The following is a 13,774-nucleotide window of genomic DNA, read 5'->3' on the forward strand; positions in this document are numbered from 1 at the left end:
TATAGTAGATATCTCATATAAAAAAAGCCCAACTTTAAGCTGGACTTTTACGTAAAATTTATAAATACTTATTTTTTATTCACCCGTAGCAGCCATAACTGCAGCAGATAAACGCTTATATGTTCCGTTGTGTAATCTATCTCTAATACCTTCAAAAGCAGCTAACGTTTCTTCTACATCTTTTAGGGTATGCGTTGCAGTAGGTATCATTCTTAATAGAATTAATCCTTTAGGAATTACAGGATATACCACAATTGAACAGAAAATACCGTAGTTCTCACGTAAATCCTTTACAAGAGCCATAGCTTCAGGAATACTTCCTTTTAAATAAACAGGCGTTACACAACTTTGTGTAGTTCCAATATCAAAACCACGTTCTTTTAATCCAGATTGTAATGCATTAACAATAGTCCAAAGATTTTTCTTTAACTCAGGCATTGTTCTTAACATTTCTAATCGTTTAAGTGCACCAGCAACAAGTTGCATTTGCAACGATTTAGCAAACATTTGCGAACGTAAATTATATTTTAAATAGTCTATAATTTCTTTATCGCCAGCAATAAAAGCACCTGTGCTAGCCATAGACTTAGCAAATGTTGCAAAATAAACATCAATATCATCTTGCACACCTTGCTCCTCACCTGTTCCTGCTCCTGTGGCTCCTAAAGTACCAAAACCATGAGCATCATCAACAAAAAGTCTGAAGTTATATTTTTTCTTTAAAGCTACTATTTCTTTTAAACGTCCTTGTTCTCCACGCATTCCAAAAACGCCTTCAGAGATAACCAAAATACCACCTCCAGTGTGTTCTGCCATTTTGGTTGCGCGCTCTAAGTTTTTTTCTAAACTTTGAACATCATTATGTTTATATGTAAAACGCTTACCCATATGTAAACGCACACCATCAATAATACACGCATGTGCATCTACGTCATAAACAATAATATCATCTTTAGCAACAAGCGCATCTATGGTAGATACCATGCCTTGATAACCAAAATTTAAAAGATAAGCTGATTCTTTTTTAACAAAAGCTGCTAATTCATTTTGAAGTTTTTCATGCAAATCTGTATGACCAGACATCATTCTTGCTCCCATAGGATAAGCAGAACCGTATTGAGCTGCTGCTTCCGCATCAATTTTTCTAACTTCGGGGTGGTTTGCCAACCCTAAATAGTCATTAATACTCCATGTTATAACTTCTTTACCTTGAAATTTCATTCTATTTGAAATTTCACCTTCTAGCTTAGGAAATACAAAATATCCCTCTGCTTGAGCCGCCCATTTTCCTAATGGCCCTTTATCTTTATAAATTTTCTCGAATAAATCCTTCATTTATTATAATATAAGTATGCTATTAAATTTAAGATATCTAAACTAAGGGTTGCGTAATATTTAGATTTACAAAACTTATTTTTAAATTAAAATCTCTTAATTAGTTTTGACCTTAGTTAGCTCTTGCAAAATTAAATATTTTAATGGTTTGAGCATAATTTTTACCCTTCAATTATTCTCAAAATAAAAAAAGAGATTAAACCCTGTTTCAGCAACAAAACGTAATCTCTTTTTTCAAATAATTATGTATTATTTAATGTATTCTACTTTTTGAACAGCTTCTTCATTAATGCTGTCAAAAAATCCTTGATCATTCATCCACTTATCGCTATAAACCTTACTCATGTACCTTGATCCATGATCTGGGAATATAACAACAATTTTATCTTCTTCTTTAAACGCTCCTGCCTCGTTTAATTGTTTTAATGCTTGTACTACTGCTCCTGAGGTGTAACCTACAAACATGCCTTCTGTTTTAGCTACTTCTCTTGCTGTATGAGCACTATCTTCATCTGTAACTTTAACAAACTCATCAATTACATCAAAATCTGTAGCAGTAGGAATTAAATTTTTTCCAAGCCCTTCAATTCTGTAAGGATAAATTTCTTTTTTATCAAACTCTCTGGTTTCATGGTACTTTTTAATTACAGAACCATAAGCATCAACCCCAATAACCTTAATATTAGGATTTTGTTCTTTTAAATATTTAGCAGTACCAGAAATAGTTCCTCCTGTTCCACTACACGCAACTAAATGAGTAATTTTCCCTTCTGTTTGACTCCAAATTTCAGGACCTGTTGAATGATAATGTGCATCAATATTAAGTTTATTAAAATATTGATTGATATAAACTGAACCTTTAGTTTCAGAATGAAGACGTTTAGCCACCTCATAATATGATCTTGGGTCATCTGCACTAACATGTGCTGGACATACGTAAACTTTGGCTCCCAAAGTTTTTAGCATATCTATCTTATCTGGTGATGATTTAGAACTCACCGCCAAAATACAATCATAGCCTTTTATAATGCTTACCATTGCCAAACTAAACCCTGTATTACCAGAGGTAGTTTCTATAATGGTATCTCCTGGTTTTAAAATACCTTGCCTTTCAGCTTGTTCTATTATATAAAGTGCTATTCTATCTTTTGAAGATTGCCCTGGATTAAAGGACTCTATTTTTGCGTAAAAATCTCCTTTAAAATTTGAGGTTATTTTATTGAGTTTAACTAGTGGTGTGTTGCCAATTAGTTCTAATAAATTGTTATAAACCTTTTTATTTTGTTCCATTAAATGAATTTTGTAAGTAACACAAAATTGCCAATGTGCAACTTAAAACCTGACAAAAATAAGATATTTTTTTTATTTAGGCATTAATCCCTTCTAAATATAACAAAAATGCATATTCTAGAGCAACTTCTTTTAGGCTTTCAAACCTACCAGAAAGTCCTCCGTGTCCAGAATTCATATCTGTATGTAACAATAATATGTTAGAGTCTGTTTTTAATTCTCTTAATTTGGCTACCCATTTGGCAGGTTCCCAATATTGCACTTGAGAGTCATGTAAGCCTGTTGTTACTAACATATTAGGGTATGCTTTTGCTTCAACATTATCATATGGTGAGTATGATTTCATATAATCATAATACGTTTTTTTATTAGGATTTCCCCATTCATCATATTCACCTGTGGTTAACGGAATGGTATCATCTAGCATAGTTGTTACAACATCTACAAAAGGAACTGCTGCTATAATACCATGATAAAGTTCTGGATTCATATTAATGATTGCCCCCATAAGTAATCCTCCCGCAGAACCTCCATAAGCATATAAATGCTCTTTTGAGGTGTATTTTTGTTCTATCAAAAATTTTGAGCAATCAATAAAATCGTAAAACGTATTCTTTTTAGTTAGGAGTTTACCATTTTCATACCAATCTCTTCCTAAATATTCGCTTCCTCTTACATGCGCTATTGCATAAATAAAACCTCTGTCTAGTAAACTTAACCTAATAGATGAGAATGATGGATCTGTAGTAGAGCCGTATGAACCGTATGCATATTGTAATAGCGGATTTGTACCGTCTAATTCAATTCCCTTTCTATAGACTAAAGATATGGGTATTTTAACACCATCTCTAGCTGTTGCCCAAATACGTTTAGATTTATAGTTGTTTTTATTAAACTTTCCGCCTAAAACGTCTTGCTCTTTTTTTACTTTTTGTTCTTTGGTTTTAAAATTATAATCTATTACAGAGGTAGGAGTTGTAAGAGAGTTATATACGTAACGCAAAGTATTACTATTAAAATCTGGATTATTACCTATATAAACAGTATAAGTTTCTGAAGGAATAGATAGGTAATAATCTTCATTTCCATCCCAACTTATAATGCGCAATTTATTTAAACCATTTTCTCGTTCATTTACTACCAAATAGTCTTTAAAAATTTCTATATCTTCAAGCAGCACATCTTTTCTATGTGGAATAACCTCTTCCCAATTATTAATGGAAGTGTTATTTTCTTTTGCTTTTAGTAATTTAAAATTTGTAGCACCATTATGATTTGTTAGAATATAAAAACACCCATTATAATGAGCAATACTATATTCTAAATTAGGTTGACGTTCTTGAAATATTTTAAATTCACCATCTGGATTATCGGCTTTTAAAATGCGATATTCTGTTGATAACGTACTTGAAGACCCAATAATGATATATTTTCTAGATTTTGATTTATATACAAAGGTATTATAGGTATCATCTTCTTCATGATAAACCAAAACATCATCGCTTGCTTTAGTCCCTAATTTATGCTTAAATATTTTATAAGAACGAAGCGTTACTTCATCTTTTTTAGAATAGAATAAGGTTTTATTATCATTTGCCCAAGTAATGCCTCCTGTTGTATTTTCTATTTTATCTTCTAATATTTCTCCTGTTTCTAAATTTTTAATTTGAATGGTAAATTGACGTCTGCTAACAATATCTGTTGAAAAAGCGGCTAATTTATTATCAGGACTAATAGCAATACCTCCTAATTTAAAATAAGCATGTGCTTTGGCCATTTCATTACAATCAAAAAGTATTTCTTCTTTGGCCTCTAAAGTTTCTTTTTTTCTAGCATAAATGGGATAATCTTTCCCTTTTTCAAAACGTGTTAAATACCAATAACCATTGAGTTTATAAGGCACTGAGGTATCATCCTCTTTTATTCTAGATTTCATCTCTTCAAATAATTCTGTTTGAAAAGATTCTGTGGGTTGCATGACTGCCTTAGTGTATTCATTTTCAGCATTTAAATAGTCTATAACTTCTTGGTTTTCTCTTTGGTTTAACCAATAATAGTTATCTACTCTTACATCGTTATGAATCCTTAATTCTTTAGGCTTTTTAGCTGCAACTGGTGCCTTAATTTTTGTTTTCAAAAGCAATTTTATTTATTCTTAAAATTTTAGCCCTCAAAAATATAAAAATTAAATAGCTTTGTGCTGATAAAAAAATTATAAGATTATGTTTGGAGACATGATGGGTAAACTTAAAGAAACCCAAAAGAAAGTAGAAGAAACTAAAAAACGATTAGATACTGTTTTAGTTGATGAGCAAAGCTCTGATAAAAAATTACAGGTAACCTTAACTGCTAATAGAGAAATTAAATCTATTTCTATTGATGATACGTTACTAGAAGATAAAGAACAACTTGAAGATTACCTTATCATTACTTTAAACAAAGCTATTGAAAAAGCTACAAAAGTTAATGAAACCGAACTTGCTGCAGCTGCTAAAGCGGGTTTACCTAACATACCAGGAATGGATATGTTTAAATAATTTAAACATTTTTTAAAGCTTGTAAAACTTTTTCATGCATATCATTTGTATAGTCTAAATGGGTTACTATACGTAGCTTATGGCTTCCCATACTAATAATATGTATATTTTTTTGAGCTAACTTTTTAACAAAATTGTTTTCATCTACATCGTTATTCAATTCAAAAATAACAATATTAGTTTCAATAGGTTCAACCTTTTTAATTATAGAAAGTTTAGATAAAACTGCTCCTATTTCTTTTGCTTTATTATGATCTTCAGCCAACTTTTCTACATGATTATCTAAAGCATAAAGTCCTGCTGCTGCTAAATATCCTATTTGTCGCATATTACCTCCAAACACTTTTCGTATTCGTAAGGCATTTTTCATTATTTGCTCATCTCCCACTAAAACAGAGCCTACAGGACATCCAAGTCCTTTACTTAAACAAACCGAAATAGTATCAAATAAAGCACCGTATTGTTGTGTAGTTTCTTGTTTAGCTACCAACGCATTCCATAATCTGGCACCATCTAAATGAAAGCCCAAATTATTGTTTGCACACACTTTTTTTATTTTTTTTAATTCCTCAAAATCCCAACAAGCTCCTCCCCCTTTATTAGTAGTATTTTCTACTTCAACCATAGTAGTTTTTGCATACCAATAATCGGTAGGATTTATAGCTTCTTTAACCTGTTCTGCTGTAAACATTCCTCTTGTGCCATCTACTAATTTACAAGACACGCCGCTATTTAATGCAGCACCACCAGACTCGTAATTATAAATGTGTGCATATTTATCGCAAATAACCTGTTCTCCTGGTTGTGTATGTAATTTAATGGCTGTTTGGTTAGCCATGGTACCACTAGGAAAAAACAAAGCGGTAGATTTACCAAACATATTGGCAACACGCTGTTCTAATTGGTTTACGGTTTCATCTTCTCTAAAAACATCATCACCAACTTTGGCCTGCATCATGGCTTCTAACATGGCTTTTGTTGGCTTTGTTACGGTATCGCTTCTAAGGTCAATTATCATTCTAAAATTTTTAGACAATAAAACTAAAAAAATATCCTTAGTATTTTTTGTCAATCACTATTAATTATATTTTTGCTAAAAACTACATTTACTATGATAACATCAGATCAAATTAAAGATCTAAATACCCGCCTTGACAAACTAAGGCACTATCTTTGACATAGATAGAAAACTTATTGAAATACAAAACGAAGAAGAACAAACTTACGACCCCAACTTTTGGGATAACCCCAAAGAAGCCGAAGTTGTTATGAAATCGCTCAGAGTTAAAAAGAAATGGGTTGAAGATTACAACAACTTAAAATCTCAAATTGAAGATTTAGAAGTGCTTTATGATTTTTATAAAGAAGGGGAAACTTCTGCAGAAGATGTTGAAACCAACTATAGCAAAACAGCTACTTTACTTGAAGATATAGAATTTAGAAACATGCTTTCTGATGAGGGAGATAGCCTAAGTGCTGTACTTCAAATTACAGCAGGTGCAGGCGGAACAGAAAGTTGTGATTGGGCCAGCATGCTTATGCGCATGTACTTAATGTATGCCGAAAAATCTGGTTTTAAAGTAAAAGAATTGAACTACCAAGAAGGTGATGTTGCTGGTATAAAAACGGTGACATTAGAGATTGAAGGCGATTTTGCTTTTGGTTGGCTAAAAGGAGAAAATGGGGTTCATAGACTAGTTAGAATATCTCCTTTTGATAGTAACGCTAAACGCCATACTAGTTTCGCATCTGTTTATGTGTATCCTTTAGTAGATGATACTATTGAAATAGATATAAACCCTGCTGATATTGAAATTACTACAGCTCGATCTAGTGGTGCCGGTGGGCAAAACGTAAATAAAGTTGAAACCAAAGTGCAATTATTACATAAGCCCACAGGTATTCAAATTCAATGTTCTGAAACCCGTTCACAGCACGATAACAGAGACCGTGCCATGCAAATGTTACGCTCGCAATTATATGAAATTGAACTTGAAAAACAACGTGCCCAAAGAGACGATATTGAAGCCAGTAAAATGAAAATTGAATGGGGTAGCCAAATTAGAAATTATGTAATGCACCCTTACAAATTGGTAAAAGACGTTAGAACAGGTCATGAAACTGGAAATGTAGATGCTGTAATGAATGGCGACATAGATTCGTTTTTAAAATCATACCTTATGATGATGGGGCAAAAAGTTGAAGACAACAATCAATTATGAGTAAAATAGATACTATCATTTTTGACCTTGGTGGTGTGTTAATTGACTGGAATCCAGAATACGTGTATCTAAACGAGTTTAATGGAGACCGCAAAAAAATGCAGTGGTTTTTTGATAATATTTGTACTAATGATTGGAATGAAAATCAAGACGCTGGTTATCCCTTAGCTAAAGCTACAGAAGAACGTGTAGCCATGTTTCCTGAATATGAAAACCTAATAAGAATGTTTTATGGAAGATGGACTGAGATGTTAGGTAATGAAATTTCAGGAACCGTTAAAATTTTAAAAAGATTAATTGATCGCAATAGTTATAAAGTGGTAGCACTTACTAATTGGAGTGCAGAAACCTTTCCTATTGCTTTAAATAAATTTGAATTTTTACAGTGGTTTGAAGGTATTGTAGTATCAGGTGAAGAAAAAACAAGAAAACCCTTTGATGACATTTATTATTTAACCCTAAATAGATATAACATTATAGCAGAAAATGCCATTTTTATAGATGACAATTTAAGAAACATTAAAGCCGCCAACAATATCGGTATCAATGGTATAGAATTTAAAAACCCAAAACAATTAATTAAAGCGTTAAATTCATTTAATATAAATATATAATGATAAAAATATATCACAATAATCGTTGCAGTAAATCGCGTTTAGGTTTAGCTGCTTTAGAAGAATCTGGTAAAGAATATGAAGTTATAAAATATCTTGAAAATGTACCTACTAAAGCAGAATTAAAAGAAATTATTAATCTTTTAGGTATTAAACCTATTGAATTAGTAAGAAAAAATGAAGCTGTGTGGAAAGAAAAGTATAAAGGAAAAGAATTAAGTGATTCTGAAATTATTTCTGCCATGGTTGAAAACCCCAAACTAATTGAAAGACCAATAGTTATAAATGGAAATAAAGCAGTAATTGGCAGACCTACAGAAAAAATACTAGATATAATTTAACGATTTCAAAATTCTCTTAACAGAATTTTAACCTTTTCTAAGTAAACCAAAGGTTAGTTTTGTAGTCTAAAAAACAAACGTTTTAATGAAACCAATACTAACCTGTATACTAGTTGCTTTTTGCATTTCTATTGCTGTAGCGCAACCAAATATTAAAGATAACTCCACAACTCATTATTCCGAGTTAAAAGACGCTACTATTACTGGAAAAGTAATAGATAAAGAAACTAAAGACCCTTTAGAATATGCTACCGTATCTTTTTTTAGTAAAAAAGAGAACAAAATTGTGGCTGGAAGCATCACTGATATGGAGGGTAATTTTAGTGTTCGCGTTCCTAGAGGTGTTTATGATATTTCTATTGAATACATTTCATTTAAAACAATAAAAATATTTGATAGAGAAATATCTAAAAACGAAAATATTGGTGTTTTTGAACTAGAAGTAGATATTGAATCTTTAGGTGAAGTTGAAATTATTGCAGAAAGAACTACTGTTGAAATTAAACTTGACAAAAAAATATATAACATTGGTAAAGACCTTACTACTGCTGGAGGCACCGTAAGTGATGCCTTAAACAATGTGCCATCGGTTTCAGTAGATATTGAAGGTGCGATTAGCCTTAGAGGTAATGAAAACGTTAGAATATTAATTAACGGCAAACCATCTGCCATGGCTGGTTTTGGGGACACCAACGTACTAAGTCAATTACCAGCCGAAGCAATAGAACGTGTAGAGGTAATAACCTCTCCTTCTGCTCGTTATGATGCTGAGGGTACTGCAGGTATTTTAAACATTATTTTACGCCAAAAAGAAACCTTAGGCTTTAACGGTTCCATCACGGTTACAGGAGGAAACCCTGAATACGCAGGGGTTGCAACCAACATTAACTACCGTACCGAAAAATTTAATCTTTTTTCAAACCTTGGGTTTAGATATTTTGATGCGCCAAGAAATAGTTACAGCAACACCACCTATTTAGACCAAATTGAAGATGGAAACATCATAACTCCAGAATACGAACAAATTATTGAAGACCAAGATGTAACACGGTTAAACCGAAATTATAATGCTAATATAGGTATGGAATATTTCCTATCTAAAAAAACCTCTATAACTGGTAGTTTGTTTTACAGATATGGTGAAGATGCCGATTTATCTAAGGTTTATAGCGACAGATATAACAGCAATGCTTTAGTTGAACAAACACTTAGAAATGAAAAGCAAGATGAAGACGGTGACAATTACCAAATAGCACTTAATTACATTACTAAGTTTAATAATGAAGGTCATGAGTTAACAGCAGATTTTCAATATGAAACAGGTTCTGAAACACAATATACTGCCATTGATGAAGATTATATTATTTCAGATGAAACAGACCCTGAACCATTTCAAAATGAAATAGAAGACGAAACTGAAGACGAAAAAGAATATTTAGCACAAGTAGATTATGTATTACCAATTGGTGAAAATGCCAGATTTGAAGCGGGATACCGCGGTAATTTTAAAAATGAAGTGAAAGATTACATTTTACAGCAAGAGGATATTACCAATGACAGTTTTTATATAAATGACACCTTATCTAATGTTTTTGATTACACTGAAAATGTAAACGCCATTTATTCGCAATACGGAACCAAATTTGGTAAATTTTCATTTCTACTAGGGTTACGATTAGAAAACACCCAATTAAAAGGCAAAATAGATTCTAGACTAACCGATGAAGAATTACAAGAAGCCTATGGATTCCCTATAGAAACTGATTTTGATAATAATTATTTTGGTCTATTCCCTACTCTAAATATTATTTATAACATAGGTGGTGATGATACAGACTCTGAAGAAAGCATTACTTTAGGTTATAACCGCAGAATAAATAGACCTAGAGGCTATTTTATAAATCCTTTTCCAACGCGTTCTAGTAGAACAAATGTTTTTCAAGGAAACCCTAATATAAGTCCTGCTTTTGCTAGTGCTTTTGATATTGGATATCTAAAACGTTGGGATAAACTAACATTTACTACTTCGGTATATTATCAATATGAAACCGATTCTTTTGAACGTATTGAAGAAACAACAGGCCAACAAACTACAGATGGAATTGATATTATTAGAGTCATTCCTGTTAATTTATCATCAAATGCGCGTACTGGTGGTGAGTTTGGATTTTTATACAATCCAAACAAATGGTTACGTTTAAATTCAAGTTTCAATATTTATCAATTTAAAACAAAAGGTGAATTTAATGATGTAGATTATAGTGCCGAAAATACTAGCTGGTTTGCCAGATTGAGTAGTAAAGTAACCTTACCTAGTAACATTGATTGGCAAACAAATGCGTTTTATAGAGGAGCTCAAGAAGATGCACAAACTGAAACCGATGGTATTTTATCTATAGATTTAGCTTTTAGTAAAGAAATTTTAAACGACAATGCATCCATTTCATTAAACGTTAGAGACCTTTTAAACTCTAGAAAAAGAAATGCTTTTACTACTACAGATTCTTTCTTAAGAGAAAGCGAAATGCAATGGAGACAACGTCAAATTAATTTGTCTTTCATGTACAGATTTAATCAACAAAAACAACGTAACGAGCGTAATAGAAACGGTAACGGAGGCAATGAAGATGAGATGGATTTTTAAAGATAAAAAAAAGGAAGTGTATAAAAAAAGGAAGCTTAAAAATTAAGCTTCCTTTTTTTATTAAATATTTTTAGATTGATTATTGAGCCGCTTCTCGTTTAGCTTTCTTTTCTTCTTTAATTTCTTTTAATCTTTCAATTAAAGAACCTCCAATCCAATAAGGAATAACAAAGGTTAATAAAAATATCATTAACCAAAATCCAATAGTTAATATGGTTAAGAATGCTAAAAAGCCTAAATATTGATCAAAATCAAACATAATTATAAATTTCTTTTTAAAAACTTATGCAAAGATAATGCAAAGCGAAGTCTTATACAATACTCCACATAAATTTATTAACATAGTTTTCCACTAATCTAAATTAGGCTGTGGCGTAAGCCTTAAATAAGGTTTCACCTCTTTAAATCCTTTAGGAAAAATACTTGGAATATCTTCGGTAGCCACTGCTGGTACTACCACACAGTCATCACCATTTTGCCAATTGGCTGGTGTTGCAACCTTATGATAAGCTGTTAGTTGTAAAGAATCTATAACACGTAACAACTCATCAAAATTTCTTCCTGTTGAAGCTGGATACGTTATAATTAACTTAACTTTTTTATTATTATCAATAACAAAAACAGAACGTACAGTTAAATTACTATCTGCATTTGGGTGTATCATATCATATAATTCAGAAACTTTTTTATCTTCATCAGCAATTATTGGGAAGTTTACTGTTGTGTTTTGTGTTTCATTAATATCTTTAATCCAACCTTTATGAGATTCTACACCATCAACACTAAGCGCTACTACTTTTACGTTACGTTTTTCAAATTCTTCTTTGTATTTAGCTACTGTACCTAACTCTGTTGTACAAACAGGTGTATAATCTGCTGGGTGCGAAAATAAAATACCCCAACTATCTCCTAACCATTCATGAAAGTTAATTTCACCTTCTGATGATTGCGCTACAAAATTTGGAGCTTCATCTCCTAATCTAATTGTTGCCATAATTTCTATATTTATTTAGTTTTAATTTTAATTCCTACTAAATTAATAGAATTAACATTTACAACAATACTTTTTTAGTTATTTATATGTTAAAATCAAGTATGTATTTCCTTCAAATAGCATTAATAATTGATGTAGAATTTACCATTTGTTACAATTATGTTATTAAAATCATCACAATATTTGGTGCTGTATAATCTTAAAAAAACTAACAAATATCATAGATAAAAAAGTAGTAAACTGTAACTTTGTAGCTCACAACAAAAAAGGATAATAACCATGAGTTTTAGAATAGAAAAAGATACTATGGGCGAGGTAAAAGTACCTGCCGATAAACTTTGGGGAGCCCAAACAGAGCGCTCTAGAAACAACTTTAAAATAGGACCAGCTGCCTCAATGCCTTTAGAAATTGTTTATGGCTTTGCATACTTAAAAAAAGCTGCAGCTTACACCAATTACGAACTAGGAGTTTTACCAGTTGAAAAACGCGACTTAATAGCGCAAGTATGTGATGAGATTTTAGAAGGAAAACATGATGATCAATTCCCTCTAGTAATTTGGCAAACGGGTTCTGGTACACAAAGTAACATGAATGTAAATGAAGTGATTGCTAATAGAGCACATCAGTTAGCTGGCAAAGTAATTGGAGAAGGTGAAAAAACCATTCAACCAAATGATGATGTAAACAAATCGCAATCATCAAATGACACCTTCCCTACTGGAATGCATATTGCTGTTTACAAAAAAATAGCAGAAGTAACTATACCAGGAATAACCCAGTTACGCGATACATTAAAGAAAAAATCTGAAGCTTTTAAAAATGTTGTAAAAATAGGTAGAACTCATTTAATGGATGCAACTCCATTAACCTTAGGACAAGAACTTTCGGGTTATGTTGCTCAATTAGACCATGGCTTAAAAGCCTTAAAAAACACATTACCACATTTAAGCGAATTGGCACTTGGCGGAACTGCCGTTGGTACTGGTTTAAATACACCAAAAGGGTATGATAAACTTGTGGCTAAATATATAGCAGAATTTACAAATTTACCTTTTGTAACTGCTCCTAATAAATTTGAAGCTTTAGCAGCCCACGATGCCTTAGTTGAAACACACGGCGCTTTAAAACAATTAGCTGTTTCTTTAAACAAAATAGCGAATGATATTAGAATGATGGCTTCTGGACCACGCTCTGGGATTGGAGAAATAACAATTCCTGCAAATGAACCTGGTAGTTCTATTATGCCTGGAAAAGTTAACCCTACGCAATGTGAAGCCATGACTATGGTTTGTGCACAAGTAATAGGAAACGATGTTACTGTTTCTGTTGGAGGAACTCAAGGACATTATGAACTTAATGTGTTTAAACCTGTAATGGCTGCTAATGTATTACAGTCTGCCCAATTAATTGGAGACGCATGTGTTAGTTTTGATGTTAATTGTGCTGTAGGTATTGAGCCTAACCAAGAGGTAATTACTAAATTACTTAATAACTCTTTAATGTTAGTTACTGCTCTTAATACTAAAATTGGGTATTATAAAGCGGCAGAAATAGCTAATACAGCTCATAAAAATGGAACGACTTTAAAAGAAGAAGCGATAAATTTAGGCTACGTAACCGAAGAGGAATATGATGAATGGGTAAAACCCGAAGATATGGTTGGCAGTTTAAAATAAGTTAACAAGCATATTAACAGAATAAAAAAACAGGTAAATAAATTACCTGTTTTTTTGTGGTTGGTTGGTTAGCTATCAATCCTTTGTATTTTTACAAATTCCTAAGGAAATCGTTTCAAA

The 13,774-nt window shown here is 32.0% G+C and carries 12 protein-coding genes; 6 read left to right on the forward strand and 6 right to left on the reverse strand.

Annotation, left to right across the window (positions count from 1 at the left end; translation table 11 throughout):
• Positions 1–75 precede the first annotated feature (75 nt).
• The 3 genes from BWZ22_RS14970 to BWZ22_RS14980 all read right to left on the reverse strand — a co-directional run bounded on the left by BWZ22_RS14970 (position 76) and on the right by BWZ22_RS14980 (position 4,762).
• Positions 76–1,335, reverse strand: coding sequence for an aminotransferase class I/II-fold pyridoxal phosphate-dependent enzyme (locus BWZ22_RS14970; RefSeq protein ID WP_076701478.1), 1,260 nt, complete (start codon positions 1,333–1,335; stop codon positions 76–78).
• A gap of 249 nt (positions 1,336–1,584) precedes the next feature.
• Complete coding sequence (locus BWZ22_RS14975; protein WP_076701480.1) at positions 1,585–2,625, reverse strand: PLP-dependent cysteine synthase family protein; 1,041 nt, start codon at positions 2,623–2,625, stop codon at positions 1,585–1,587.
• A 76-nt stretch (positions 2,626–2,701) separates the two neighbouring features.
• Positions 2,702–4,762, reverse strand: coding sequence for a S9 family peptidase (locus BWZ22_RS14980; RefSeq protein ID WP_232225194.1), 2,061 nt, complete (start codon positions 4,760–4,762; stop codon positions 2,702–2,704).
• 85 nt (positions 4,763–4,847) lie between these two features.
• Between BWZ22_RS14980 and BWZ22_RS14985 the strand changes: the two genes are divergently transcribed.
• Positions 4,848–5,162, forward strand: coding sequence for a YbaB/EbfC family nucleoid-associated protein (locus BWZ22_RS14985; protein ID WP_076701486.1), 315 nt, complete (start codon positions 4,848–4,850; stop codon positions 5,160–5,162).
• A 1-nt stretch (position 5,163) separates the two neighbouring features.
• On the opposite strand, the gene BWZ22_RS14990 is transcribed toward BWZ22_RS14985, so the two are convergent.
• Positions 5,164–6,180: a low specificity L-threonine aldolase gene (locus BWZ22_RS14990; protein ID WP_076701488.1), complete on the reverse strand. Its 1,017-nt coding sequence runs from the start codon at positions 6,178–6,180 to the stop codon at positions 5,164–5,166.
• Between the two features lie 93 nt (positions 6,181–6,273).
• Here BWZ22_RS14990 and prfB point away from each other — a divergent pair.
• From prfB to BWZ22_RS15010, 4 genes are all read left to right on the forward strand, one after another.
• Positions 6,274–7,384, forward strand: a protein-coding gene (gene prfB / locus BWZ22_RS14995) for a peptide chain release factor 2 (protein WP_157607990.1) whose coding sequence is annotated in 2 segments (ribosomal slippage) — positions 6,274–6,336 and positions 6,338–7,384 — 1,110 coding nt in all. Because the reading frame shifts where the segments join, the coding sequence is not laid out codon by codon here.
• On the forward strand, positions 7,381–7,998 hold the full coding sequence (locus tag BWZ22_RS15000) for an HAD family phosphatase (protein WP_076701491.1): 618 nt from the start codon (positions 7,381–7,383) through the stop codon (positions 7,996–7,998). The genes prfB and BWZ22_RS15000 overlap by 4 nt, the downstream gene beginning before the upstream one ends.
• The gene (gene arsC / locus BWZ22_RS15005; RefSeq protein ID WP_076701494.1) at positions 7,998–8,339 is read left to right on the forward strand and encodes an arsenate reductase (glutaredoxin); all 342 of its coding nucleotides are present in this window, start codon (positions 7,998–8,000) and stop codon (positions 8,337–8,339) included. The genes BWZ22_RS15000 and arsC overlap by 1 nt, the downstream gene beginning before the upstream one ends.
• Before the next feature lie 85 nt (positions 8,340–8,424).
• Entirely contained in the window at positions 8,425–10,983 is a 2,559-nt protein-coding gene (locus BWZ22_RS15010) for an outer membrane beta-barrel family protein (protein WP_076701496.1), read from the forward strand.
• Positions 10,984–11,062: 79 nt separating this feature from the next.
• Here BWZ22_RS15010 and BWZ22_RS15015 read toward each other — a convergent pair whose 3' ends face one another.
• Both BWZ22_RS15015 and BWZ22_RS15020 read right to left on the reverse strand, forming a co-directional pair.
• On the reverse strand, positions 11,063–11,242 hold the full coding sequence (locus BWZ22_RS15015) for a hypothetical protein (RefSeq protein WP_076701499.1): 180 nt from the start codon (positions 11,240–11,242) through the stop codon (positions 11,063–11,065).
• Between the two features lie 93 nt (positions 11,243–11,335).
• A complete protein-coding gene (locus BWZ22_RS15020; RefSeq protein ID WP_076701501.1) occupies positions 11,336–11,977 on the reverse strand; it encodes a peroxiredoxin in 642 nt (213 codons plus the stop codon).
• A gap of 279 nt (positions 11,978–12,256) precedes the next feature.
• On the opposite strand from BWZ22_RS15020, the gene fumC reads away from it, so the two are divergent.
• Positions 12,257–13,654, forward strand: coding sequence for a class II fumarate hydratase (gene fumC / locus BWZ22_RS15025; RefSeq protein ID WP_076701504.1), 1,398 nt, complete (start codon positions 12,257–12,259; stop codon positions 13,652–13,654).
• The last annotated feature ends 120 nt before the right edge of the window (positions 13,655–13,774 follow it).

The sequence above is a fragment of the Seonamhaeicola sp. S2-3 genome (genome assembly GCF_001971785.1).
Lineage (GTDB): Bacteria > Bacteroidota > Bacteroidia > Flavobacteriales > Flavobacteriaceae > Seonamhaeicola.